The organism is Acidovorax sp. 22279, assembly GCF_052045435.1.
GTDB classification, from domain to species: Bacteria; Pseudomonadota; Gammaproteobacteria; order Burkholderiales; family Burkholderiaceae_C; genus Acidovorax; species Acidovorax delafieldii.
The window spans coordinates 19,517-43,368 of the sequence record NZ_JBQEOV010000018.1 but is presented as its reverse complement, the minus strand read 5'-3'; the positions used below and the strand labels follow the sequence as shown (position 1 = coordinate 43,368).

Annotated in this window: 23 protein-coding genes; 7 read left to right on the top strand and 16 right to left on the bottom strand. The window is 66.7% G+C overall.

Annotation, left to right across the window (positions count from 1 at the left end; translation table 11 throughout):
* The first annotated feature begins 41 nt into the window (after nucleotides 1-41).
* Nucleotides 42-194, top strand: coding sequence for a DUF3096 domain-containing protein (locus ACTJKQ_RS20605; RefSeq protein ID WP_015013605.1), 153 nt, complete (start codon nucleotides 42-44; stop codon nucleotides 192-194).
* A 74-nt stretch (nucleotides 195-268) separates the two neighbouring features.
* On the opposite strand, the gene ACTJKQ_RS20600 is transcribed toward ACTJKQ_RS20605, so the two are convergent.
* Together ACTJKQ_RS20600 and gloB are read right to left on the bottom strand one after the other, a co-directional pair.
* A complete protein-coding gene (locus tag ACTJKQ_RS20600) occupies nucleotides 269-1,798 on the bottom strand; it encodes a transglycosylase SLT domain-containing protein (RefSeq protein ID WP_146872356.1) in 1,530 nt (509 codons plus the stop codon).
* On the bottom strand, nucleotides 1,795-2,571 hold the full coding sequence (gene gloB, locus ACTJKQ_RS20595; RefSeq protein ID WP_440597933.1) for a hydroxyacylglutathione hydrolase: 777 nt from the start codon (nucleotides 2,569-2,571) through the stop codon (nucleotides 1,795-1,797). The genes ACTJKQ_RS20600 and gloB overlap by 4 nt, the downstream gene beginning before the upstream one ends.
* On the opposite strand from gloB, the gene ACTJKQ_RS20590 reads away from it, so the two are divergent.
* From ACTJKQ_RS20590 to ACTJKQ_RS20575, 4 genes are all read left to right on the top strand, one after another.
* Complete coding sequence (locus ACTJKQ_RS20590) at nucleotides 2,570-3,424, top strand: class I SAM-dependent methyltransferase (RefSeq protein ID WP_225581147.1); 855 nt, start codon at nucleotides 2,570-2,572, stop codon at nucleotides 3,422-3,424. The two genes, gloB and ACTJKQ_RS20590, sit on opposite strands and share 2 nt — an antisense overlap.
* Before the next feature lie 76 nt (nucleotides 3,425-3,500).
* A complete protein-coding gene (gene rnhA / locus ACTJKQ_RS20585) occupies nucleotides 3,501-3,950 on the top strand; it encodes a ribonuclease HI (protein WP_015013609.1) in 450 nt (149 codons plus the stop codon).
* A gap of 192 nt (nucleotides 3,951-4,142) precedes the next feature.
* Nucleotides 4,143-5,561: an efflux RND transporter periplasmic adaptor subunit gene (locus ACTJKQ_RS20580; protein WP_440597932.1), complete on the top strand. Its 1,419-nt coding sequence runs from the start codon at nucleotides 4,143-4,145 to the stop codon at nucleotides 5,559-5,561.
* A 39-nt stretch (nucleotides 5,562-5,600) separates the two neighbouring features.
* A complete protein-coding gene (locus ACTJKQ_RS20575; RefSeq protein WP_440597931.1) occupies nucleotides 5,601-8,756 on the top strand; it encodes an efflux RND transporter permease subunit in 3,156 nt (1,051 codons plus the stop codon).
* Nucleotides 8,757-8,900: 144 nt separating this feature from the next.
* Here ACTJKQ_RS20575 and ACTJKQ_RS20570 read toward each other — a convergent pair whose 3' ends face one another.
* The 6 genes from ACTJKQ_RS20570 to ACTJKQ_RS20545 all read right to left on the bottom strand — a co-directional run bounded on the left by ACTJKQ_RS20570 (nucleotide 8,901) and on the right by ACTJKQ_RS20545 (nucleotide 13,742).
* Complete coding sequence (locus ACTJKQ_RS20570; protein ID WP_440597930.1) at nucleotides 8,901-9,227, bottom strand: thioredoxin family protein; 327 nt, start codon at nucleotides 9,225-9,227, stop codon at nucleotides 8,901-8,903.
* A gap of 93 nt (nucleotides 9,228-9,320) precedes the next feature.
* Entirely contained in the window at nucleotides 9,321-10,676 is a 1,356-nt protein-coding gene (gene moeA / locus ACTJKQ_RS20565; protein ID WP_440597929.1) for a molybdopterin molybdotransferase MoeA, read from the bottom strand.
* Nucleotides 10,677-10,695: 19 nt separating this feature from the next.
* Entirely contained in the window at nucleotides 10,696-11,241 is a 546-nt protein-coding gene (locus ACTJKQ_RS20560; protein ID WP_440597928.1) for an N-acetyltransferase family protein, read from the bottom strand.
* A gap of 17 nt (nucleotides 11,242-11,258) precedes the next feature.
* Nucleotides 11,259-11,897: a molybdenum cofactor guanylyltransferase MobA gene (mobA, locus tag ACTJKQ_RS20555; protein ID WP_056067294.1), complete on the bottom strand. Its 639-nt coding sequence runs from the start codon at nucleotides 11,895-11,897 to the stop codon at nucleotides 11,259-11,261.
* A 241-nt stretch (nucleotides 11,898-12,138) separates the two neighbouring features.
* On the bottom strand, nucleotides 12,139-13,275 hold the full coding sequence (gene moaA, locus ACTJKQ_RS20550) for a GTP 3',8-cyclase MoaA (RefSeq protein WP_440597927.1): 1,137 nt from the start codon (nucleotides 13,273-13,275) through the stop codon (nucleotides 12,139-12,141).
* Between the two features lie 47 nt (nucleotides 13,276-13,322).
* Nucleotides 13,323-13,742 (bottom strand): BLUF domain-containing protein, encoded by a 420-nt coding sequence (locus ACTJKQ_RS20545; RefSeq protein ID WP_056067298.1) that lies wholly within the window; start codon nucleotides 13,740-13,742, stop codon nucleotides 13,323-13,325.
* Between the two features lie 188 nt (nucleotides 13,743-13,930).
* On the opposite strand from ACTJKQ_RS20545, the gene ACTJKQ_RS20540 reads away from it, so the two are divergent.
* Complete coding sequence (locus tag ACTJKQ_RS20540; protein WP_233193723.1) at nucleotides 13,931-14,785, top strand: type IV pili methyl-accepting chemotaxis transducer N-terminal domain-containing protein; 855 nt, start codon at nucleotides 13,931-13,933, stop codon at nucleotides 14,783-14,785.
* Nucleotides 14,786-14,813: 28 nt separating this feature from the next.
* Here the strand turns inward: ACTJKQ_RS20540 and ACTJKQ_RS20535 are convergent, their stop codons facing one another.
* The 6 genes from ACTJKQ_RS20535 to ACTJKQ_RS20510 all read right to left on the bottom strand — a co-directional run bounded on the left by ACTJKQ_RS20535 (nucleotide 14,814) and on the right by ACTJKQ_RS20510 (nucleotide 20,630).
* Nucleotides 14,814-15,500 carry a hypothetical protein gene (locus ACTJKQ_RS20535; protein WP_440597926.1) on the bottom strand — a complete coding sequence of 229 codons (687 nt, stop codon included), beginning with the start codon at nucleotides 15,498-15,500 and terminating at the stop codon, nucleotides 14,814-14,816.
* Complete coding sequence (locus tag ACTJKQ_RS20530; RefSeq protein ID WP_440597925.1) at nucleotides 15,500-16,474, bottom strand: hypothetical protein; 975 nt, start codon at nucleotides 16,472-16,474, stop codon at nucleotides 15,500-15,502. Before ACTJKQ_RS20530 ends, ACTJKQ_RS20535 begins: the two co-directional genes overlap by 1 nt.
* 379 nt (nucleotides 16,475-16,853) lie before the next feature.
* The gene (locus tag ACTJKQ_RS20525) at nucleotides 16,854-17,615 is read right to left on the bottom strand and encodes an SDR family oxidoreductase (protein WP_440597924.1); all 762 of its coding nucleotides are present in this window, start codon (nucleotides 17,613-17,615) and stop codon (nucleotides 16,854-16,856) included.
* Between the two features lie 56 nt (nucleotides 17,616-17,671).
* Nucleotides 17,672-18,298, bottom strand: coding sequence for a DUF2889 domain-containing protein (locus ACTJKQ_RS20520; RefSeq protein ID WP_440597923.1), 627 nt, complete (start codon nucleotides 18,296-18,298; stop codon nucleotides 17,672-17,674).
* A gap of 90 nt (nucleotides 18,299-18,388) precedes the next feature.
* On the bottom strand, nucleotides 18,389-19,822 hold the full coding sequence (locus ACTJKQ_RS20515) for an aldehyde dehydrogenase family protein (protein ID WP_440597922.1): 1,434 nt from the start codon (nucleotides 19,820-19,822) through the stop codon (nucleotides 18,389-18,391).
* A 103-nt stretch (nucleotides 19,823-19,925) separates the two neighbouring features.
* A complete protein-coding gene (locus tag ACTJKQ_RS20510) occupies nucleotides 19,926-20,630 on the bottom strand; it encodes a Crp/Fnr family transcriptional regulator (protein ID WP_440597921.1) in 705 nt (234 codons plus the stop codon).
* Nucleotides 20,631-20,745: 115 nt separating this feature from the next.
* On the opposite strand from ACTJKQ_RS20510, the gene ACTJKQ_RS20505 reads away from it, so the two are divergent.
* On the top strand, nucleotides 20,746-21,282 hold the full coding sequence (locus tag ACTJKQ_RS20505; protein ID WP_440597920.1) for an Mpo1 family 2-hydroxy fatty acid dioxygenase: 537 nt from the start codon (nucleotides 20,746-20,748) through the stop codon (nucleotides 21,280-21,282).
* Nucleotides 21,283-21,323: 41 nt separating this feature from the next.
* On the opposite strand, the gene ACTJKQ_RS20500 is transcribed toward ACTJKQ_RS20505, so the two are convergent.
* On the bottom strand, nucleotides 21,324-22,502 hold the full coding sequence (locus ACTJKQ_RS20500) for an ABC transporter permease (RefSeq protein WP_440597919.1): 1,179 nt from the start codon (nucleotides 22,500-22,502) through the stop codon (nucleotides 21,324-21,326).
* Nucleotides 22,502-23,674: an ABC transporter permease gene (locus ACTJKQ_RS20495; RefSeq protein WP_440597918.1), complete on the bottom strand. Its 1,173-nt coding sequence runs from the start codon at nucleotides 23,672-23,674 to the stop codon at nucleotides 22,502-22,504. Before ACTJKQ_RS20495 ends, ACTJKQ_RS20500 begins: the two co-directional genes overlap by 1 nt.
* Between the last annotated feature and the right edge of the window lie 178 nt (nucleotides 23,675-23,852).

Below are 23,852 nucleotides of genomic sequence, written 5' to 3'. Positions count from 1 at the left end.
TGCTGCGCCATTCCCGTGCCATTTTTCAAGGACTATCCACCATGTCGCTGAGCCTCAGCATCGGCCCGCTCGTCTCCCTGATCGCAGGCATCCTCATCCTGGTCATGCCGCGTTTGCTCAGCACCATCGTGGCGCTTTATCTCATCATCATGGGAATCCTGGGGCTGCTGGGCATGCACACGCTCCGGTTCTGATGCATGGGCCCAGCGACCGGCCAAGCAATGCCGGGCTCGCCAGTCCCAGGCGGCTTTGCTGAGGCGTCTGCGGCTCAGCGGCGCTTGACCTTGGAGGGGGATCCGCCACGCCGCGCAGGCGCTGGAGCCTGGCGTTTGCCCGCGGTGGCGGCCGATGCGCGAGCGCTGCCGCCGCTGCTGCGCGCCTGACTCTGGCGCACCGGCAGGTACACCACAATCTGCTGGCCCACCTTGAATGCGGCATTCGCCCGCACATCGTTCCAGTCCGCCACGTTGGCGGCTGCCAACTTGTAGCGCCGCGCAATGCTGGCCACCGTGTCGCCCTTGCCGGCCCGCACCGTGGTGCGGCGGGTGACGATCTCGGGGGTAAGGCTCAGTTGGCCATTGTCGGCCAAGTGGGACGACACGTCTTGCCGGGTGGTCGTGGAGCGGGGCACCATCAGCGCCGAGCCTGCTTTGATGAGCATGCGCGGCGGGATGTTGTTCATGCTGCGCAGATCCGCCTCGCTCATGCCGGCACGTTGTGCCGCCTCGGCCACCGTCATGGTGGTGGGTACAGACCACACGGTCCAGCTCGCGTACTGGCCTTCACGCTTGGCCTCCAGGTTGCGCTGGAAGACCTTGGCGTTGTCCCAGGGCAGCAGGATTTGCGGCGTCCCGGCGGCGAGGATCACGGGTCGCTTGTACGACGGGTTGAGGGCACGGAAGTCTTCCTCGCGAATACCCGCCAGTGTGGCCACCAGCGACACATCGATGTCGTGCGTGATGTCCACGGTCTGGAAGTAGGGGTGGTTCTCGATCAGTGGCAACTCTGTGCGGAAGGCATCGGGGTTGGCCACGATGTTCTTGACCGCCTGCAGCTTGGGCACATACATGCGGGTTTCCGCAGGCATGTTCAGGTCGGTGTAAGTGGTGCCCAGGCCCAGCTTCTGGTTGCGTGCAATGGCGCGGCTCACGCTGCCTTCACCCCAGTTGTAGGCGGCCAGGGCAAGGTGCCAGTCGCCAAACATGCCGTAGAGTTTTTGCAGGTAGTCGAGTGCCGCCCGGGTGGAGGCGAGCACGTCGCGGCGGTCGTCGCGGAAGGCGTTCTGCTTGAGGTCGAAATAATTGCCCGTAGCGGGCATGAACTGCCACATGCCTGCGGCCTTGGCGCTCGATACCGCTTGGGGGTTGAACGCGCTTTCAATGTAGGGCAGCAGCGCCAGTTCGGTTGGCATCCCACGGCGTTCCAGCTCTTCAACAATATGGAACAGGTACTTGCTGGAACGCTCCGTCATGCGCTGCATGTAGTCGGGGCGCGTGGCATACCACTGCTCGCGGTCCTGTACCAGCTCATGCTGCAGGTCGGGCATGGCAAAGCCGCGCCGGATGCGGTCCCACAAGTCGGCGGGGGCCGAGAGCGATGCCACCTCGCCACTCGTGGCTTGCGCGGCAGTGATGGGTTTGAGCGGGCCGTTGGGGATGACAGGGGTGTGGGGCGACGCAGGGCCCTTGGTGCTGGTGGTGTTTCCGCTGGCGGACGCCTGGTCGGGCGTCGAGCCCGTAGTGGCGCAGCCTGTCAGCCACAAAAGGCCGGCCAGGCAGGCAATGTGCAAAATTTTCATCGGAACTCGTTTTTCCATTGACGCAGCGCGGCCAGCACCGCTACGGCGTCGTCAAGGGGCACCTGCGCGTCGTAGCCCTGGGCGGCTTGCGCCACCGGGCCCTGCCGCACGCGCAGAAAGGGGTTGATGTCTCGCTCCAGCGCCATGTGCGAAGGCAGTGTGGGCTGGTTCTGCGCCCGCAGGGCTTCGCATTGGCTGCTGTAGTGGAGCAGGGCGGCGTTGCCAGGTTCCACGGCCCGCGCAAACTTCAGGTTAGACAGTGTGTACTCGTGTGTGCAACACACCCGGGTGTTGCCAGGCAGTGCCGCCAGCCGGTCCAGCGAGTCGAGCATTTGCGCAGGTGTGCCTTCAAACAGCCGGCCGCAACCGCCTGAGAACAGCGTATCGCCACAAAAAAGCAGGGGCGCACTGTCCATCTCGGGGCAGTAGTAGGCAATGTGGCCCGCCGTGTGCCCTGGCACGCCGATCACCTGGAACTGCAGCCCCAGCGCGTTGACGGTATCGCCTTGCGCCAGCCGCTCCAGCGGCTCGGGCATGCGCTCCCGCGCTGGGCCATACACCCGTGCACCGGTGGCTTGGCGCAGGGCATCGACTCCGCCGACATGATCGGCATGGTGGTGCGTGACTAGAATGGCTTGTAATGACAGGCCCCAGCGGTGCAAGGCCTGCTCCACCGGCGCGGCTTCTCCCGGGTCCACAACGATGGCCTGGCGGCCGTCGTGCAGCATCCAGATGTAGTTGTCGGTAAAGGCGGGCAGCGGTAGCAAGTTCATGAGCGATCAAATTATAGGTTTGCACCACTGGTTCGACTCCCCCCCTGGCCGCTACCTGCTCGCATGGGAGCAGGCACGCTTTGACGAGGCGGTGGCCGATATTTTTGGCTATCACAGTCTCCAGCTCGGCATGCCGCTGCTGGACGGGCTGCGCGCCAACCGCATGCCCCATCAGTGGCTGGCCATGGGGCAGGAGGCCGTGGAGGGCTCCATCGCCTTTGTGGAGACCGGTGATGACGATGGGCCGCTGCAGCGCCGCGCGGTGGACCTGCTCACCGAGCCTGTGGCCTTGCCCTTCCCCGCAGCGAGCCTGGACCTGCTGGTGTTGCCCCACACGCTGGAGTTGAGCATCGACCCCCATGCCGCGCTGCGCGAGGTGGAGCGGGTGCTGGTCCCTGAAGGGCGTGTGGTCATCAGCGGCCTGAACCCCACCAGCCTGTGGGGCCTGCGGCAGCGGCGTGCGCGGCTGTACCAGCGCCTGGGGCGGGGCACGCTGTACCTGCCCGACGTGGGCGAGTTCATCGGCTATCGCCGCCTGCGCGATTGGCTGCGGCTTTTGAACTTCGAGGTCGAATCTGCCCGATTTGGCTGTTATCGTCCAGCGGTGCGCAGCGCGCAGTGGCTGGAGCGTTTTGGCTGGATGGACCCTTTGGGTGAGAAATGGTGGCCCATTCTGGGTGCCGCGTATTTTCTGGTGGCCGTCAAACGGGTGCATGGCATGCGTTTGCTGGAGCCCGCCTGGCGCACCCAGCGTCAGCGTGCTGCGGGCTCCGTGCCCGTCGCCAACCGGGTGACCCAACGCGTGGACAATCCTTCGCGGGCTGCGCCTGCTGCGGCTCGACACAAGCCTTGAGCATAGCCTTCTGCGGTTGCCACGGGCTTCCATGCCCGGTCGTAGCAACCAATCACCACATTGTCAGGAACAGAGTTTGAACCAGGTAGAGATTTACACCGATGGTGCCTGCAAGGGCAACCCGGGCCCCGGCGGGTGGGGCGTGTTGCTGCGCTCCGGCGCGACCGAAAAAGAGCTGTTTGGCGGCGAACTGGGTACCACCAACAACCGCATGGAGCTGATGGCGGTGATTGAGGCGCTGTCGGCCCTCAAGCGCCCCTGTGCCGTGACGCTGTACCTGGACAGCGAGTACGTGCGCAAGGGCATTACCGAGTGGATCCATGGCTGGAAGGCCAAGGGCTGGCGCACGGCCTCCAAGCAGCCGGTCAAGAACGTGGAGCTGTGGCAGCGGCTGGATGCGCTGGTCAGCACCGGCGGACACCGGATCGAATGGCGCTGGGTGAAAGGGCATTCGGGCGACCCGGGCAATGAGCGGGCCGACGCGCTGGCCAACCGGGGCGTGGACCAGGCCCTGGGCCGCAGGTAGATCCATCGCCAGCTGCTCACCGCATGCAAGCCTCTTCGGAGGCTTTTTTTGTGCCCGCGTCCGATGCGGCCAGTACGGCCATCACACACCAGCGGCGAATGCTCCGGGATATTGCTGCGGGTGGCTGCGGCTGCACACACCCACTGTTACATTGTGTGACTGCGCATCCCACCTCACTGGATTGATTGACCCATGGCGTCCAAGAGCAAGTACAAGTACCTCGTTTTCGCTGTCATCGGCATCGCTGCCGCATCGGGCGCTGCCTGGTGGCTGCAGAAACCCGTGCAGCCGCAGCAGCGTGCCGAGGCCGGGGCGGGCGGTGCAGGCGCTGGCGCATCGGCTGGTGGCACCGCGCCCGCTGGTTCTGGCCGCCCCGTGGCCGTGGAAACGGTGACCGTGCGGCAGATGGCGCTGCGCGACGATGCCGAAGCCGTGGGAAGCCTGCGGTCGCGCCAGAGCGTGATGCTGCGGCCCGAGGTGGGCGGGCGCATCACCCAGCTCAACTTCCGTGACGGCCAGCGTGTGCGGCGCGGGCAAGTGCTGGTGCAGCTGGATGACCAGCTGCCGCGTGCGCAGATCCAGCAAAGCCAGGCCGAGTTGTCGATTGCGCGGGCCAACCACAAGCGCAATCAGGAGCTGGTGGCCCAGGGCTTCATCAGCCAGCGTTCGGTGGACGAGAGTGCGGCCAACCTCGAAGTGGCCCAGGCCAAGCTGGCTTTGGCCCAGGCCACGGCCCAGCGCCTGAAAATCCTGGCCCCGTTCGATGGCATCGCAGGCATTCGGGGCGTGAACGTTGGCGACTACCTCAAGGACGGGGCCGATATCGTCAACATCGAAGACCTTGATGCGGTGTATGTCGATTTCCGCCTGCCCGAGCGGTTGCAGGGCAAGGTGCGCCCGGGGCAGACCGCGCAGGTCACGTTTGATGCACTGCCGGGCGCGCGTTACGCCGCCGTGGTGCAGGCCATCAGCCCACAGATCGATGCTGATGGGCGGGCCATCGCGGTGCGTGGCTGCATCGACAACCGCCGCCTGCAGCTGCGCCCCGGCATGTTCGCGCGGGTGACGACCGTGTTTTCCGAACGCAGCGACGCGCTTGTGGTGCCCGAGGAAGCCATCGTTCCCGACGGCACCAGCCCCTATGTGCTCAAGGTGGTGGAAGGCAAGGAGCCCAGCAGCAAGGTGACGCGCCGCACGCCTGTCAAACTGGGCGTCCGTTCACCTGGGTGGGTGGAGGTGGTGGACGGCTTGAGCGCCGGAGATTTGGTGGTCACGGCGGGCCAGCAGCGCATCCGCAAGGACGGCACCGAGGTGCGCGTGGTGGAGCTGGGCAAGCAGGGCAACGGTGGTGCGGCGGCCGCGGCAACGCGGCCGGCTTCGGGCGCTTCAGGTGCTGCGACTGGGGCGGGCCAAAAGGCATCGCCGGTGGCTGATGCGCCTGCGCAGAGCACCTCTGCGGCATCGGCATCTCCATCTCCTGCTGCTGCCCCCTCGGGGGCCCGCGTGATGGCGGCTCGCAGCGAACCCGATCCGCTGCCCGGCCCCAACCCTTGCCAGCTGGCCGGAGCCTCCAGCCGGTCCACGCCCTCTGGCAGCCGCCCTCCCGTCTGACGGACTGCCGTCCTTACCCTCTGATGCCTATGGACTGCCATGCAACTCGCTGAAATCTCCATCCGCCGGCCGGTGTTTGCCACCGTGCTGTCACTGCTGGTGCTGTTGATTGGCGCGGTGAGCTTCACACGCCTGTCGGTGCGCGAATACCCCAAGATCGACGAACCCGTGGTCACCGTCAGCGTGCGGTATGCGGGCGCGTCGGCCGAGGTTATCGAATCGCAGGTGACCAAGCCGCTCGAAGACTCCATCGCCGGTATCGACGCCGTGGATGTGATCACCTCCATCAGCCGGGCCGAGCAAAGCCAGATCAGCGTGCGCTTTCGCCTGGAGAAGGACGCTGACAACGCCGCCGCTGAAGTACGCGACCGCACCGCCCGTGTGCGCAACCGCCTGCCGCTCGCGGTGGATGAGCCCGTGATTGCCAAGGTGGAGGCCGATGCATCGCCCGTGCTGTGGCTCGCCTTCAGCAGCGATACACGCAGCCCGCTGGAGATCAATGACCTGATCAACCGCATCGTCAAGCCCCGTTTGCAGACGGTGACCGGTGTGGCGGATGTGCCGATTTATGGCGAGCGCAAATACGCCATGCGCGTGTGGCTGGACCCCGAGCGCATGGCCGGCTATCGCTTGACCACGCAGGACGTGGAAGACGCCATCCGCCGCAATAACCTGGAGCTGCCGGCAGGCCGCATTGAATCGCAGCAGCGCGAGTTCAGCGTGACGTCCCAGACCGACCTGAAAACCCCGGCGCAGTTTTCCGACATCGTGATCCGCACGGTCAATGGGTTTTCGGTGCGCGTGCGTGATGTGGCACGGGTTGAAGAAGGCCCCGCCAGCGACCGCAGCCGCGTGCGGCTCAATGGCCGCGATGCGATCTCGGTGGGTGTGATCCGCCAGGCCACGGCCAACCCGCTGGAGCTGTCCAAAGGCGTGCGCGCCATGATCCCCTTGCTCAAAGCCGACCTGCCGCCAGACATCGGCATCGACATTGCCAACGACAACTCGCTGTTCATCGACCGCTCCATCAAGAGCGTGTACTCCACCATCATCGAGGCCGTGGTGCTGGTGGCCCTGGTGATCTTTGTGTTCTTGCGCACGTTCCGTGCGTCCATCATCCCCATCATCACCATCCCGGTCAGCCTGGTGGGCAGTTTTGCGCTGATGTCGCTGGCCGGCTTTTCGATCAACACGCTCACGCTGCTGGCGCTGGTGCTGGCCATTGGCCTGGTGGTGGACGACGCCATCGTGATGCTGGAGAACATCTACCGCCACATCGAAGAGGGGCTCGACCCGTTTTCTGCCGCCATCAAAGGCGCACGCGAAATCGGATTTGCCATCGTGGCCATGACGCTCACGCTGGTGGCGGTGTATGCGCCACTCGCATTCACACCCGGCCGCACGGGGCGCTTGTTCGTGGAGTTTGCGCTGGCGCTGGCCGGAGCCGTGGTGGTGTCGGGCTTTGTGGCGTTGACGCTCTCGCCCATGATGTGCTCGCTGCTGCTCAAGCACAACCCGAATCCCAATTGGTTTGACCGCTCCATGGAGCGTTGGCTCACCGCACTCTCGGATGCCTATGGCCGCCTGCTGCGCTGGATCGTCACGGCCCGCTGGGGTGGTGCGGGCGCGGGGCGCAGTGGCGTGCGGGGTGCGCTGTTCCAGGCACGCTGGATCGTGCTGGGCGTCATGGCCCTGAGCGGCGCGGCGCTGGTGCTGGTGTTCCCCAGCATGCGGCAGGAGCTTTCTCCGCTGGAAGACCGGGGCACCATTTTGGCCAGTGTGACCGCGCCCGACGGCGCTACGCTGGACTACACCAACCGCTATGCGCTGGAGCTGGAAAAGATCGGCAACACCTACCCCGAATTCGACCGCGTGTTTGCCAACATTGGCAACCCCACGGTGGCGCAAGGCAGCGTGATCTACCGCACCGTGGACTGGGAAAAGCGCGACCGCACCACGCTGGCCCTGGCCAAGGAGCTCCAGCCCAAGGTGGCGGGCCTGCCCGGCGTGAATGCCTTCCTGATCACGCCGCCATCGCTGGGCCAGGGCTTTCGCTCGCGGCCACTCACCTACGTGATCCAGACCTCGGACAGCTACGAAAACCTGAGCAAGGTGGTGGCTGCCTTCATGGCCGAGATTGCGCAGAACCCCGGCATCGTGTCCCCCGACGTGGACCTGCGCCTGAACAAGCCCGAGCTGCGGATCGAGGTCAACCGTGAACGCGCCGCCGACCTGGGCGTGAGTGTGGAAGTGGTGGCAAAAGCCATCGAGACCATGCTGGGCGGCCGCACCGTCACACGTTACAAACGCGATGCCGAGCAGTACGACGTGATCGTGCAGACCGAGGCGCGGGGCCGCACCACGCCCGAGAACATCGACACCATCTACGTGCGCGGGCGCAATGACGCGATGATTCCGCTGACCAGTCTGGTCAAAGTGCGGGAGAGCGTGAGCCCGCGCGAGCTGAACCACTTTGGTCAGCGCCGCTCGGCCACCATCACGGCCAACCTTTCGTCCGACTACTCGCTGGGCCAGGCCATCACCTTCATGAACGAGACGGCGGCCAGGGTGCTCAAGCCCGGCTACACCACCGACCTGAACGACACCTCGCGCGAGTTCAAGAACTCGCAAGGCGCGCTGGGCGTGGTGTTTGTGCTGGCGCTGGTGTTCATCTTCCTGGTGCTTGCCGCGCAGTTTGAGAGCTTCATTGACCCGCTGGTCATCATGGTGTCGGTGCCGCTGTCGATGATCGGCGCGCTGCTGGCGCTCAAATGGAGCGGCGGCTCGCTCAACGTGTATTCGCAGATCGGGCTGATTACGCTCGTGGGGCTGATCACCAAACACGGCATCCTGATCGTGGAGTTCACCAACCAGCTGCGCGAAGAGGGCATGGAGATGGTGGACGCGCTGGTCAAGGCCTCGGCCCAGCGACTGCGCCCCATCCTGATGACCACGGGGGCCATGGTGCTGGGCGCCATTCCCCTGGCTTTGGCCTCGGGCGCTGGCGCCGAAACGCGCACCCAGATCGGCTGGGTGATTGTGGGTGGCATGTCGCTGGGCACGCTGCTCACCATTTTTGTGGTGCCCACCATGTACACGCTGTTTGCCCGCAAAGCGGTGCCGGGGGCCAACACAGCGGTGGCTGTGGATCAGCCGGCCCACCCGCTGCACCCGCACGACTATGTGGCCAAGTAGCCTTCAGTGGGAGTGCAAAGCGAGCTGCCAAAACAGCAAAAGCAAAGCAAGACAAGAAAGGGCCCGGCAGGGCCCTTTCTGCTTTCTGTTGTGCAGTGCCAGCGTGAGGACGGTCTGGGTCCAGCGGGTTGCAGCGCGGGTGGCTTAGGCCAGCACCGCCTGCACCGCGTCCTGCAATTCCTGGCCGTTCTGCGGGCGCACCAGGCGCGCTACTTCCTTGCCGTCCTTCATAAAGACCAGTGTTGGCCACAGCTTCACGCCGAACGTTCGGCCCAGGCGCTGGCCAGGGCCGTCTTCCACCTTGACGTGGGCAATGTCCGCGCGGTCCCTCAGGGCGGTTTCGATCAATGGCTGGGCGCGCTGGCAGTGGCCGCACCAGGGGGTGCCGAACTCGACCACCGTGGCGCCGGGCAGGCGGTCCACATCGTTTCGGGATGGGGGTTGTGCAAGGTGTTGGGCGGCGTAGGGCATGGCGTGATTCGCGGTTTGTGAACAGGGCGAGAGGCTGGTTTCAGGTTACCTTGACGGCCGATGCCATGCACCGGCTGGCGGCGCATTGCCGTGTCAGATCACGCCCTCAAACACCATCACGTCCACTGCATCGCCCACCGCCACGTTGCCCTGCCCGTGGTGCAGCACGATGAGCCCGTTGGCCTGCACCATGGAGCTGAGCACGCCCGAGCCCTGGTTGCCGGTGGTGCGCACCTGCAGTGTGCCGTCGGCCGCAGTGGTGACCAGGCCACGCTGGTATTCGGTGCGGCCGGGCTTCTTGCGCATGGGCTCGGTGCTGATGGCGCGCAGCAGCGGGGGCGCCGCGCGGGTGCTGCCCATCATGCGCAGCAGGGCGGGGCGCACAAAGGCGAGGAAGGTCACCATCACCGCCACGGGGTTGCCGGGCAGCCCGAACAGCACGGCGCCGCCGGTGGGTGTGTTGATATCATTTTGATAGCTTCCAGCGCTTGATGCACTAGCGCCTGAGGCCGAAAGGGCTTGATTTTCTGAGTTGTTGATGCGCCCCACAGCCATCGGGCGGCCCGGGCGCATGGCGATGCGCCAGAAGGCCACGTCGCCCAGCTTTTTCATCATGGTGCGGGTGTGGTCGGCCTCGCCCACACTCACGCCGCCGCTGGTGATGATGGCGTCGGCCTGCTGGGCTGCCTGGCGGAAGGCGGCTTCAAGCAGCGCGGGTTCGTCACGCACCACGCCCAGGTCAATCACCTCCGCCCCCATGCGCGTGAGCAGGCCGAACACGGTGTAGCGGTTGCTGTCATACACGGCGCCTTCACGGGGAGCCTCGCCCAGGCTCAGGATCTCATCGCCGGTGGAGAAGTACGCCACCCGCAGCCGGCGGACCACTGTGACGCTGGGCAGGCCCAGGCTGGCCACCAGGCCCAGGGCGGCGGGCGTCAGCAGCTCGCCACGGGCCAGGGCCACGCGGCCTTCCATGATGTCTTCGCCCTTGAAGCGGCGGTTGTCTCCGGCGCGCAGCACATCGGCTGCGATGGTGATCTGGCCGTCGGCAGCGGCGGTGGTGAACTCCTGCGGCACCACGGTGTCCAGCCCGGCGGGCATGATGGCGCCGGTCATGATCTTCACGCACTCGCCCGCAGCCACCGCGCCTGCCCAGGCCTTGCCCGCCAGGGCGGTGCCCACCACGCGCAGGGTGAGCGGCTGCCCAGCCACCAGTTGCGCGCCCGCAAAAGCGTAGCCGTCCATGGCCGAGTTGTCGTGGGGCGGCACGCTGACGGGCGAGATCACATCCTGCGCCAGCACGCGGCCCAGCGCGCTGAACAGCTGCAGCACTTCGGTGGCGGTGACGGGCTCAACCAGCCGGTCTAGAAACTGGTTCACATCGGCGGCGCTCAGGGCCTGCGGGTCGTAGCCTTGCAACTCGGCGGCAATCTGGGCAATGGTTTTCATGGGTGGGATTCGCTTGAAGTCAGTGGGAGAGCAGCCGCACCATGTGCAGCTTGTCGTAGCCCACGCCATCCACCACGATGGCGTTGGGCAGCAGGCCCCAGGGGCGGAACCCGGCCTGCTCATACAGGCGCACCACGTGCTGGTTGGACGCGGTGACGGTGAGCACCAGTTGGGTCAGCCCCGGCACCTGGCTGGCGGCCTGCACGCAGGCATCCACGAGCTGCCGGCCAACGCCCCGGCGCTGCGCAGCAGGCGACACCATCATGCCGACTACCACCGCACAGTGGCGCTGTTTGGTGCGTTGCTCGCGCTCGCAGCCCAGGCAGCCAAGCAGCTTGCCCGCCTTGTCGAAGGCGCCCAGGAAAAACTGGCCGGACTCCAGCGCGCCGAAACGCGCCACGTACTCGCTGGCATCGCGGCCCACGGAAGATTCGTAGTCCGAGGTGAAGGCATCCGGCGCTGTGCGCAGTGCCTCGTCCCGCAAAGCCTTGTAGGCCACCGCGTCTGCGGCGACCAGGGGGCGGATCTGCACCGCGCCAGCGTCCACCGGGGGGCGACTGTTCATTGGGGTTGGCGCGCGGGTCAGGCCTGGGGCGCGCTGCTGTTTTCCAGCGCGTGCAGCTCGGCCAGCGTGTTGGCGTTGAAAAAGGCCTGGGGGTCGTCGCCCGGCTGGTCGAACGGCACGATGGCGCAGCGGTGCTGGCCGGTCCACGCGTCGATCTTGCGGCCACCGGCCTGGGTGAAGGCGACCAGGCTTTCCAGCAGGTCCACGCGCAGCAGGCAGAACACCGGCTGCGGGCGCACGGTGATCTGGCCCTTGCCGTCGTCTTCCGGGGCTGCGGCCATGGCAATGTCGGCGCCCTCGGCGTCTGCCGCTGCCGCCAGGCGCTGGGCGAGGTCCAGCGGAAACAGCGGCGTGTCGCAGGGCACCGTGAGCAGCCAGGGGGTTTCGCAGCGCTCCAGCCCGGTCAGAAAGCCTGCCAGGGGCCCGGCGTAGTCGCTCAGCACGTCCGGCCACACCGGCGTGCCAAAGGCCTCGTAGGCCGCCAGATTGCGGTTGGCATTGACCATGGTGGCGCCGGTCTGCATCTGTAGCCGCATCAGCGTGTGCAAGGCCAGCGGCAGGCCGCGAAAGTTCTGCAGGCCTTTGTCCACCCCGCCCATGCGGGAGCCGCGGCCCCCTGCGAGGACCAGGCCGGTGATGTCTTGCTGATTGATCAATTGAAATCCTGTGGGCAATGGGTAGTTTGCTAGATAGCCGGCGCTGTCAATAAGCACAACGCTTTTTCTACAGAGCTGCTAGTGTGCTGTCCCGTAAATAGCTGCACGAAATGAAATCGATGGCATCGCGCCCAAGGCAAGGCGCAAACCGCAGTGATAGCTGTAGCTATCGCGAGGATTTGTAACGCAGCCCTGGGGGTGAGGACGCGATTTCATGTGCAGTTATTTGCGGGACAGCACACTAGCCCCCGATGTAGCTCATCTCAACGCGGCGTGCGCCCTGGCCGGTGTCGGCGGGCAGGCTGCTGCGCAACTCGGAGTAGCGGTCGTTGCGCTGCTGCCAGATGGGGGCGATGGCCGAGGCAATCTCTGCATCGCTCGCGCCCCCGCGCAGCAGGCTGCGCAGGTCGTAGCCCTGGCTGGCAAACAGGCACAGGTAGAGCTTGCCTTCGGTGGACAGGCGTGCGCGGTTGCAGTCGTGGCAGAAGGCCTGGGTCACGCTGCTGATCACGCCGACCTCGCCCAGCGAGGGGTCGTGCCGGCCCTGGGCATCGGCATAGCCCCAGCGCTCGGCGGTTTCGCCGGGGCTGCTCGGGTCCAGTTGCACCAGCGGCAGTTCGGCGCGCAGGCGTTCGATGAGTTCGGCAGAGGGCAGCACCTCGTCCATGCGCCAGCCGTTGGTGGCGCCCACGTCCATGTATTCAATGAAGCGCAGCGTGGTGCCGGTGCCCCGAAAGTGCCGCGCCATGGGCAATATCTCGTGGTCATTGGTGCCGCGCTTTACCACCATGTTGACCTTGATGAGCGACAGCCCCGCCGCATGCGCGGCCTCGATGCCGGCCAGCACATCGGCCACCGGAAAGTCCACATCGTTCATGCGGCGAAAAATCGTGTCGTCTAGGCCGTCCAGGCTCACGGTCACGCGGTTCAGGCCGGCGTCTTTCAGTGCCTGGGCCTTGCGTGCGAGCAATGAACCGTTGGTAGTGAGCGTGAGGTCGGGCGCCACGCCATCCACGGTGCGCAGCTGGGCCAGTTGCGCCACTAGGTCTTCGAGGTTCTTGCGCAGCAGGGGCTCGCCGCCGGTCAGGCGGATCTTGCGCACGCCGTGCGCCAGAAACAGCCGCGCCAGCCGCGTGATTTCTTCAAAGCTCAGCAGCGCCCCGTGCGGCAGGTAGGGGTAGTCCTTGTCGAACACTTCCTTGGGCATGCAGTAGTTGCAGCGGAAGTTGCAGCGGTCCGTCACGCTGATGCGCAGGTCGCGCAGCGGGCGGCCCCGCGTGTCGGTGAGTTGGCCCGTGGGGCTCACCAGCCGCGCTGGCACCGTGGCTGCCAGCGCGGCCAGGCGCTCATCGACCAGCGGAATCACGCGTTCAGACATGGGTGGGCTCGTTCAGCAGGACGGGAGGGCACATGCCCCGCATTTTCTCACTCCAGCCAGCGCACGTTCTGCAGGATCTCGTCAAAGAAGCTGCGCAGCGTCAAGGTGTTCATGCTGAACGGGTCGAAATCGGGGGTGCTGGAGTATTTGAGGAACAGCTGCCGGTTGGCGTCCAACGAGCCCAGAAGCCCCATGGACCAGCTGGTAAACCGGCGGTGCGGGATCTCGCCAAAGTCCAGCACGGCCGTGTCTTTGTGGCGCGTGTCCTTGAGCAGGCGGTGGTACAGCGCGTTGACCGCAGCACGGTCGCCTTCGAGCTGCTGCAGGAAGATGCCGTTGTTCAGGCACAGCGCACCAGTGATGCCCGCGCGGGCATTGTTGCGCTGCGACGCGCCCAAGATGTCCTTGATGTCCGCAGGGCCGAGCACACGGGAGGTGCGGCTGGCATAGGTCAGTTGTATCAACATGTATGTCTCCTGAACGGCGCAGTGTGTCAGGTTTGGTGCGCATCAGTGGGCCCGCCCGCCAATGACCCTGAAGATGGGTTCTGTGTCTTCGCAGGTGTGGGACCCGCGGATGGGGGATGTTTGATCTGGCGCAGGGCGTCGAAATGCTGCGTTGCAACAATGCGGGCATCCGATTTCAGGGGGTTCCCATGCCGGTTCGCGAGCTATTGAACAGGTTCTCCGCCGACGCCATGCCATGCCAGCGCCGTGTGGCGGTGCAATGGGTGGCGGCGGGCATCCTGCTGCCCACCTGGGCCAATGGGGCCCAGGCACAGATGGGATTGTCGGGGGCCATCAACTATGCGGGCTGGTTCCGTGCACTGTCGCAACGCATGGCCAAGGCCTATTGCCAACAGTACCTGCAGGTGCTGCCGGGCGCTGCGGTGGACGTGATGGGGCTGGCACGCAAGATGGTGCAGTCCGGCAGCAACGAGCTGGCCCGGGGCATGCAGTCAGGGCAATGGCCTGCCGATGTGGGGCGCCAACTGGCCGATGTGCAAAAGCAGTTTGCCCTGCTCAACCAGTTGACGGCAGCGCCGGCCACCCAGACCGCACTGGTCGTTGCGGCGTCCGAGCAGGCAGATCGCACGCTGCTGGTCGCGCAGACCGTGACCGAGTCCATCGAGAAGATGGCACAGGCCCCCAGCGCCCGCCTGGTCAACCTGGCGGGCCGCCAGCGCATGCTGTCGCAGCGCCTGGCCAAGAACTATTTTCTGAATGCGGCCAAGGTGGAGTCGAAGGTCGTGCAGGCGCAGCTGGTGGCCGATGCGGCCGACTTCCGGCAGGCGCTGCAGACGCTGAAAACAGCGCCGGTGTCCACGCCCGCCATCCGCAGCGAGCTGGAGCTGGCCGACTCGCAGTGGCTGTTCTTCGACTCCGCCCTGCGCCGCCCGGCCGATGACGCAGGGCTCAGTGCCGTGGCAACCACCAGCGAACGCCTGCTGGGCGTGATGGACAAGCTCACCAGCCTCTACGAGGCCGCCCTGCGCGAGGTGCTGGGCTGAGCCGCACCGCACGGCTGGGCGCATCCGGTCAGTCGCCGCCACAGGCGGCAGGCAGCGTGAATTCCGCCAAACGGCAATCGCGCCCCACCAGCACCAGCCGCGTATCCAGCGCGTCGAAAAATCCCGGCGGCGGTGGCAGCGGCAAGTGCTGCACGCGCTTGTGCGCGTCGATGCGGACCGCTGCCAGCTCATAGTCGCGCGCCAGGGCCATCCACAGGCCGTGCGCGCCGGCAGACTGGCGTGCGCCGGTCATGAGGCTGCGGCCGGAGTCCAGCCACCAGCGGTAGATGGCGGTGGCAATGCCCATGCGCCGGTAGCCGAGCGCTACCTTGGTGTGGGGTGCGCGCAGGTGGCGGTCGGTGCGCCGGTCCACCTCCACCAGCCGGTTGAACACGGTGTAGGCCACGATGCGGTTGCGCAGCGGGTCGATGGCGTACACAAAATATTCGCCATCGGCCTCGCGCAGGCGGAACACCAGCCCGCGCAGATGCAGGGGCAGCGGCTGCATCGCATCGCGCGTGCGGTGGTTGGTGCGAATGCGGTCGTACAGCGCATCGAACTCGCGCTGAATGTCGCGGCCCGACAGGTCCACGTCGATGCGCAGTTCGGTCAGCCACTGGGCCCAGCGGCCCAGCAGGCCGGGGCTGGTCGATGCCTTGGTGGTTCCGGCGGTGGGGGCATGGCCGGGCAGGTGCAGGCAAAGGGCGCTGGCCATCATGGCGTGCTCCCCGTGCCCCCGGTCCAGCAGCCGCTCAGCAGGCGTGCTGGCTGTTCGCGTGCGCACACCTGGGCGCTGTGGGGCCAGTCGGGCAAGGGCACGTCCAGGCCCGCATACACGCCATAGGCGTCGCCTGCGGCAATCGTTTCACCTGCCCAGAGGCTCTCGCCCGCACGGATGGCCCCGCCGGTGTGGATGTGACCACCGGCCCGCACACCCCAGCCCACCTGCAGGTGGCCCTTGCAGTCCACATCGCCCATGGCCCACACGCCCCGGGCGGCCTGCACGGCGGCATCGGCTTGCAGATGCCCGCCCACCTTGATGCCGCCGTCGCAGCCCAGGTCGCCCACCACCCGCAGATCCTGGGCCACCCGGCAGTGGCCACCGACGTGGGCGGCGGCGGCGCAGTCCAGCTCGCCGCCCACACGCAGGCTGCCTGTGCACTGCAGCCGCTGCGCCACCGTGAGGGACCAGCCCACGCGCGCATCGCCGTGCAGCCTCGCGCTGCCCTCGCAGCGCACCGCGCCCGCCACGCGCAGGTCTTCGCCCACGCGCAGCGCGCCGCCCACCCGCAGGCCGCCCAGCACGCTCAGGCTGCGGCCGGTGCGCAGCACACCCTCCACGTCGGCATGGCCCCGGCAGCGCACACTGCCCGCAAACACCAGCGCGTCTGCCTCCAGGTGGTCCACCTCCAGCACATCGTTGGTGGGGCCGAACTGGTCCAGCATCCAGCACGCGTCTTCCACGCGGCCCTCGCGCACCAGGTCGTCCAGCAGTGCCTGGTAGTTGCTGGCACCCTCCTGGCGGCGCAGGTACCAGCGGTAACCATCGGCACAAGGCCGCTTGGCGCGGATGAAGTGGCGGGTGATGTCGGTGGCGGCAGACGGGTTGGCGATGGCCTCATCGGCGGGCAGGCTGTGCGCAAGGGCGCACGGGGCGAGCGAAATCTCGCCTGAAGGGAACGGGGGCATGGACACTCCTGACGTCCGCGCCCCGGCGGTTGCCAAGGCGCAAGCTGGCGCTGGGCGTGGGGCCCGGCGACAAGAGGTGCGCGAAAAGAATGCGGAGGGGAGGGGGTGTCGCCGGGCTCAGGAATCTGCAGCGAGGGTGCAGAGAGCGCGGTCACCGGCCTGGAGCGTGGCCTGCGAGCGCGCGCCACGGCGCAGCGGCGCGGTGGCGCTGGCAGCTGTGGCGGGAGAGTGGCTCGCAAACATCGGCGGCACTATAGGCAGCAGGGCCTGCACCGTCAAATCAATCCGCACTGCCCTAGTGCGGATTGGGCCGCTCAAAAAGGGGCGTGGTGGCTGCTTCACAGAGCATGCCGCGACGCCTGATTGTTTGCTTGCTGACTTAAACGCAGCGCCCGCCATCCACCTCAATGCACACGCCGCTGATGAACGACGCCTCTTCGCTCGCCAGGTACAGCGCGGCGTTGGCCACGTCCAGCGCGGTGGAGAAGCGGCCCAGCGGAATGGTGGCCAGGAACTTGGCGCGGCGCGCATCGTCCACCGGGCCGCCCGCGAATTCGGCGGCCAGGCCGGTGTCGGGGTTGAACACGGGGTTGATGCAGTTCACGCGGATGTTGTCGGGGCCCAGCTCAGCGGCCATGGACTTGCTGGTGATGATGACGGCGCCCTTGGATCCGTTGTACCAAGTCAGGCCTGGGCGGGGGCGCAGCCCGGCGGTGGAGGCGATGTTGATGATGCTGCCGCCACCCGCCTGGCGCAGTGCGGGCACGGCGTGGATGGCGCTCAGGTAGATGCTCTTCATGTTGATGGCATAGACCTTGTCGAACTCGTCCTCGCTCACTTCGAGCATGGGGCGGTTGCGGTGCGTCCAGCCTGCGTTGTTCACCACCACGTCCAGGCGGCCGTACAGGCGCACGGCTTCTTCGACCATCGCCTTCACTTCGGCGGATTTCGTCACGTCGGCCTTGAAGAACGCGGCGGTGCCGCCGGCGGCCGTGATCTCGGCCACCACACGCTGGCCTCCCACCTCGTTGATGTCGTTGACGATGACCTTGCCGCCTTCAGCGGCCAGGCGCTTGGCGATGCCTTCGCCAATGCCGTTGCCAGCGCCGGTGACGATGATGGATTTGTTCTGCACACGCATGGGTGTCTCCGATGGGTTGTGGTGATATATCAAAATTGATAGCTACGAGCGCATATTCAGCTAGCGCTAGCGCCCGATGGGGCTGAAATTTCAGTGGCCGAAGCTGTATCGGCCGCAGGGGCTGCCGGGGCGGGTGCCTTGGGCTCCCGGCCATAGAACTGCGGAAAGAACTCTTTGACGCCATTGCCGTTGAAGTCCCACCCTGTGCACTGGCCCAGGTGGCGCGGCGGCTCGGTGGGATCGCTGGACGAAAACACCGCAGGCACCGACTGGAATGCTGCCGTGGCCAGATTGAACAGCAGCTCGCGCAGGTGCGTGCAGCTTTCCACGCCGCCCAGGTGCTTCTGGATGGCCTGGCGCCAGCCGCGTGCCATGCTGCAGCCCACCATGCGCTGCAGCGCTGCCTGGGCCTCGGTGCAGCCTTTGAGCGGATGCGAATCCATGGACACATCCACCGCCTGCACCACCAGCTGGCGGTTCACGGTCACGCGCAGCCACATGTGGTGGATGGCTTCGCCCGCCAGGCGCGTGCGCGTCGGGTCGCGGTGCGAGGGGGCGTCGTAGGCCTTGCTGTCATGCAGCTCGCCTTCGATGTCCCACAGGCCATCGTCGCGTTCAAAGCCCTGGTAGTTCACCCGGCGGACATGCTTCAGGGTGCGGGGGGCGGGGGGGCTCAGGGGCATGGGGAAGAAAAATCGTCGTACAGAAGCAGCCGAGGTTAGCGGGGCCTGCCAGCACCGTCGCGCGCCAGCGGGACACCCTGCAACGCCTCTTCAACCGTACTTGATGGCAACGGTCTTCAAGGTGGTGAAGCCGTACAGCGCCTCAAAGCCCTTTTCGCGTCCATAGCCGCTGGATTTGACGCCGCCAAACGGCAACTCCACACCGCCGGCCGCGCCGTAGTTGTTGATGAACACCTGGCCGCTGTGCACACGCTTGGCCATGCGGAACTGGCGCGCGCCGTCACGCGTCCAGATGCCGGCCACCAGGCCGAATTGCGTGGCGTTGGCCAGCTCCACCGCGTGGTCTTCGTCCTGGAAGGCCATGGCCGACAGCACGGGGCCGAACACTTCTTCCTGCGCCAGGCGGTGGCCCACGGGCACATCGCGCAGCAAGGTGGGGGGCTGGTAGTAGCCAGTCTCGGGCGCGTCGTCCACCACCACGCCTTGGGCCACCATGGGGATGCCTGCAACCTGCGCGTCGGAGAGGAAGTCCCACACGCGCTGCTGCTGCGTCTGGCGGATCAGCGGGCCCACGTCCAGGTCCATGGCAGCGGGGCCGACGCGCAGCTTTTCAAACGCCTTGCCCAGGCGCTCCAGCAGGGGTTCGTAAATCAGCGAGTCGATCAGCACGCGCGAGCCCGCCGAGCAGGTCTGCCCCGCGTTCTGCACGATGGCGTTGATGACCACGGGGATGGCGGCGTCCAGGTCGGCATCGGCAAAGATGATTTGCGGGCTCTTGCCGCCCAGCTCCAGCGTCACGGGGCAGTGGCGTTCGGCAGCCACCTGCTGGATGAGCGTGCCGATCTTGGGGCTGCCGGTGAAGCTGATGTGGTCGATGCCGGGGTGGCGCGCCAGCGCGTCGCCCACCTCATGGCCATAGCCGGTGACGATGTTGAGCGCCCCTGCAGGAAAGCCAACCTCCGCTGCCAGCTGCGCCACGCGGATCAGCGAGAGGCAGGCGTCTTCGGCAGGCTTGACCACGCACACATTGCCCGCCGCCAGGGCGCCGCCCACGCTGCGGCCAAAGATCTGCATGGGGTAGTTCCAGGGGATCACATGGCCCGTGACGCCGTGGGGCTCGCGCCAGGTCAACACGCTGTAGCCGTCGGGGTAGGGGATGGTCTCGCCGTGGAACTTGTCGCACGCACCGGCGTAGAACTCGAAGTAGCGGGCCAGCGCAATGGCGTCGGCGCGTGCTTGCTTGGTGGGCTTGCCGCAGTCGCGCTGTTCCAGCGCGGTCAGCTCGTCGGCATGTTCCAGGATCTTGGCCGAGAGCTTTTGCAGCAGGCGGCCCCGGTCCACGGGCGCCATCTTTTGCCACACCGCGTGGTAGCACTGGCGCGCCGCATGCACCGCCGCATCGATGTCGTCGGCGTTGCTGCGCTGGATCTCGTCGAAGGGCTGGCCGTCGGACGGGTCGATCACGGGGATCGTGCGGCCCGAGGACGAGGGCACCGAGGCGTTGGCGATGTAGTTGAGTTGCATGGCCGCCATTTTGCCCGGAAATGGAATGTGTGCTTAGTATTTGTGTGAAAACACGCCGATGCGCTAGTGCAATATGCCTTGGTTGCTATTGATTTAATAGTAATCAGGCGCAGGCCCTCCGCAGGCCGGCCAGGTCCAGAATCTCCACCTCGCCGCGCTGCACGCGCACCAGCTGGCGCGACTCCAGGTCCTTGAGGATCTGGTTGGTGGTCTGGCGCGAGATCGCCAGCATCAGCGACAGCTGCTCTTGCGAGATCTCGATCACGCGGCGCGACTGCCCTTCGGCCGTCCACTGCCCGTAGCCCTCGGCCATCATCACCAGGCGCCGCGCCAGGCGCTGTGGGGCGGGCAGCAGCGCCAGCTCTTCCATCGCCACGAAGGCCGAGCGCAGCTTGTCGGTCATCAACAAGGCCAGCGCATGCCAGTGCTGCGGGTGGGCCTGCAGCCAGTGCTGCAGCCGCTCGTGCGGGATGTGCACCAGGGTGGTGGGTTCGGTGGCCTGTGCATCGTGGGTGCGGGCCGAGTTGTCAAACACCGAGATCTCGCCAAACCAGTGCGGCGGCTCCAGGCGGATCAACAGCGCCGCACGCGCCTCGTCGGCCCGCCCCCCGGTGCCCGAGATGCTGACCGCGCCGCGCACCACCGCATACAGGCCACAGGGCGCATCGCCGCGCCGGAACAGCACCTCGCCCGTCGGCAGATGGCGCAACTGCGCCATGGCAATCAGCGGCTGGGCAAAGTCGGGCGGCAGGTGGGCAAACCAGCGGCCAGTCTGGAGGACGGGTAAATAGGCAGAAGGGGTGGACATGGGATGCGAGTGAACGGGGCAGGAGGGCGGCGGGGTTTTGTCGTCTGCACGACAGACGCTGGCGCGGCCCGAGAGCGAGTATTGATGCTGCGCAAAACACATGCTGGAGACACCCATGAAAACCCTGATCGACCACCTCTCCCAATACGCCGACTACCACCGCGATCCGCGCAACATCCACACCCATTTTGTGGGCGTTCCCATGATCATGTTCGCCGTCGTCATCCTTCTGTCGCGCCCGACCTGGATGGTGGGTGCGCTGCCGCTAAGCCCGGCGCTGCTGGCAGCGCTGGCGGCCAGTGTTTTCTACTTCCGGCTGGACATGCGTTTTGGCCTGGCCATGGCCGCGCTGCTGGCCGCCATGCTGGTGGGCGGGCAATGGGTGGCGGCACAGACTCTGGCCGTCTGGCTCGCCACGGGCATCGGCCTGTTTGCCGTGGGCTGGGTGATCCAGTTCGTGGGCCACTACTACGAAGGCCGCAAGCCCGCTTTTGTGGACGACCTGGTGGGCCTGATCGTGGGCCCGCTGTTTGTGCTGGCCGAGTGGGCGTTTGCACTGGGCCTGCGCAAGGAAGTGCAGGCGGCAGTGGAAGAGCGCAGCGGCCCGGTGCGCTTGCGTACCGGGCAACAGGCTGCTGCCCACCCTCAGTAAGCTCTGCGCTCGCGCTCCGCCGCGTTTGCTGCTTGTGCTGCTTAGGCACCAGGGCGCAAAGTGCTTGAGGGCCTCGCAAGGGCCAGCACGGCCCCTGCGCACACCGCACCCAGCGCCACCAGCGCACACAGGTAAGGCAGCGCGGCGGACAGCGGCGCGCCCAGCTGGTTGAGCCGCAGCGACGCCTGCACGCCCGAGGTGCTGGGCAGCAGCCAGCGCAGCCACTGCAGCAGCTCGGGCAGCGCCTCCACCGGCCACGAGAAGCCTGCGACGAACGCGATGGGCAGTGTGGTGAACAGCAGCACCTGCAGCGCGCGTTCACGGTTGCCAAACCACAGCCCCAGCAACACACCCAGCGCAGCGATGGCCGGGATGTAGCAGGCCAGCAGCGCCAGTGCGCCCGGCGGGTTGCCGCCGCGCGGGTAGTCGTGCAGCACAAAGATCCAGCCAAAGTAGAACAGACCGCTGGCCCAGCCCAGCGTGCACAGCGCCAGCAGGCGGCCCAGCCAGGTGGTGGCGCGGGCGCGGTGCTGGCCGCTTTCCACCCAGGTGCCGGTGAGCATGGCCGCGCCCATCAGCAAGGTCTGCTGCAGGATGAGCAGCGCCACAGCAGGCACCACAAAGCTGCCGTAGCCCTCGGTGGGGTTGAACAACGCCACCATCTGCAGTTGCACCGGCGTGCGGCTGGCGCGGGCCTGGGGGGCGCTCTGGCCGCTGGCCTGCAACTTGCGGATCTCGACCCCGGCAGACACGGTGCCGACGGCTTCCGCAAAGCCGTATTGCACGGCCTTGTTGAGCAGCGCATAGGCGCCGTTGGCCTCGATGCTGACCACGGCGTTTTCGCCGCGCACCACGCTGCGCTTGAGCCCGGCAGGGATCACCGCGTAGCCCTCGATCTCGCCGCGCCACAGGGCCTCCTGCGCCTCGCGTTCGCTGGCGGCCACCAGGCGCACTTCGATGCGCGGGTCAGCGTCGGCAAAGCGGGTGATCTGCCGTGACAGGCTGGTGTGGTCCCCATCCACCACGGCCACCGGCACGCGGGTCAGTACCTCGTCGGCATAGAACCAGGGGTAGAAAAAACCGTACAGCACGGGCGCTCCTACCAACAGCAGCAGCACGCCCTTGTCGCGCACCACGGTGGCCAGCGCTTGCAACCAGGCGCCCAGCAGGCCCTGGTGGGGTGGCGTGGTCACCGGCATGGGTTGCATCGGTGTGTTCATCAGCGGCCTCCCCAGGTGTCTGGGCGCTTGTGCGCCAATGTGAGCGCGGTGGCGCCTACCAGCCACAGCGCGGCGGTGGCGATGATCAGCGCCACCATCGTCGAGACGCTGGTAGCCACCGGGGCGCCCATTTGCAGCTGCTCGATCTGCAGGCGGATGTAGTGGGTGAACGGCATGGCTTCGGCCCACGCGCGTGCGCTGCCGGGCATGCCCGAAAGGGGAAACGCCACGCCGCTGAACGCAAACGCCGGTGCCGCAAAAAAGCCAGCGCCCGACAGCGCAGTGCGCAGCGACCGCGTGATGCCCGCCAGCGCAGCGCCTGCGGTGATCGACACCGCTATCAGCAGCGCCAGCGCCGCAGCCACCCACCACAGGTTGCCCGGCGGGTGCCAGCCCCGGCCCCAGGTGATGCCCACCAGCGCCAGCAGGCCCACCAGCGTGAGTGTTACCCAGGGCAGGGCGAGCTTGCCGACCAGCGCGCCTGCAGTGCGCACCCAGCCCCCTGCGCCCAGCCACTCGCCCAGCGTGCGGTCGCGCAGCTCGCGGCCCACCGTCCAGGCGCCGGCCGTCATGGCCAGGATGTGCAGCAGGGCGGGGATCAGCGCCGCGCCCAGAAACTGCTCGTAGTTGCTGGACACATTGAACAGCGCCACCATCTGCGTGTGGATGGGCTCCATGCTCACGTGCACGGCCTGGGCGCTTTCGCCGCGTTTGTTGCGCGCGGCCATCTCGACACCGGCCGACAAGGTGCCCACGGCCGTGCGCACATCGCGCTGCAGCAGGCCCGAGTGGGTGGACATCTGCGCGTTGTGCAGCAGCGTGACCTGCGCTGCGCGGCCTTCCTTCACTGTGCGCGCAAAGTCGCGCGGGATGGAGACCACGGCGTACACGTCCACCGCGCGCAGCGCGCGTTCGGCCTCGGCCGCGTTGGTGAAGTGCTGGGTGATCTGCACGCCCGGTGTGGCGTCCAGCATGCGCACCAGCTGGCGCGACAGGCTGGAGTGGTCGTCATCCACCACGCCCACCGCCAGGTGGCGCGGCAGGCCGGCCGAGAAGATCCACCACAGCAGCGCCACGCCCAGCAGCGGCACCCAGGTGACCATGGCCAGGTCCCACGGATCGGCCGCCAGGCGGCGGGCTTCGCGGCGAAGGCTGCTTGCTATTGAATTCATAGCTTTTTGCGCTTGTAAGATAAGCGCTGGAGGCACTTTTTGGGATCGGTTTTCCATCGCGCTCCAGTCCCGTCGCGGAATTCGGAACAGGCGCGGCCCGGAGAGGGCAGCCGAGCAAGGGCCGCCCCGCAGCGAGGGCTGCGTCCCCCTGCCCGCAACGCATAGCGTTGCGAGAGCG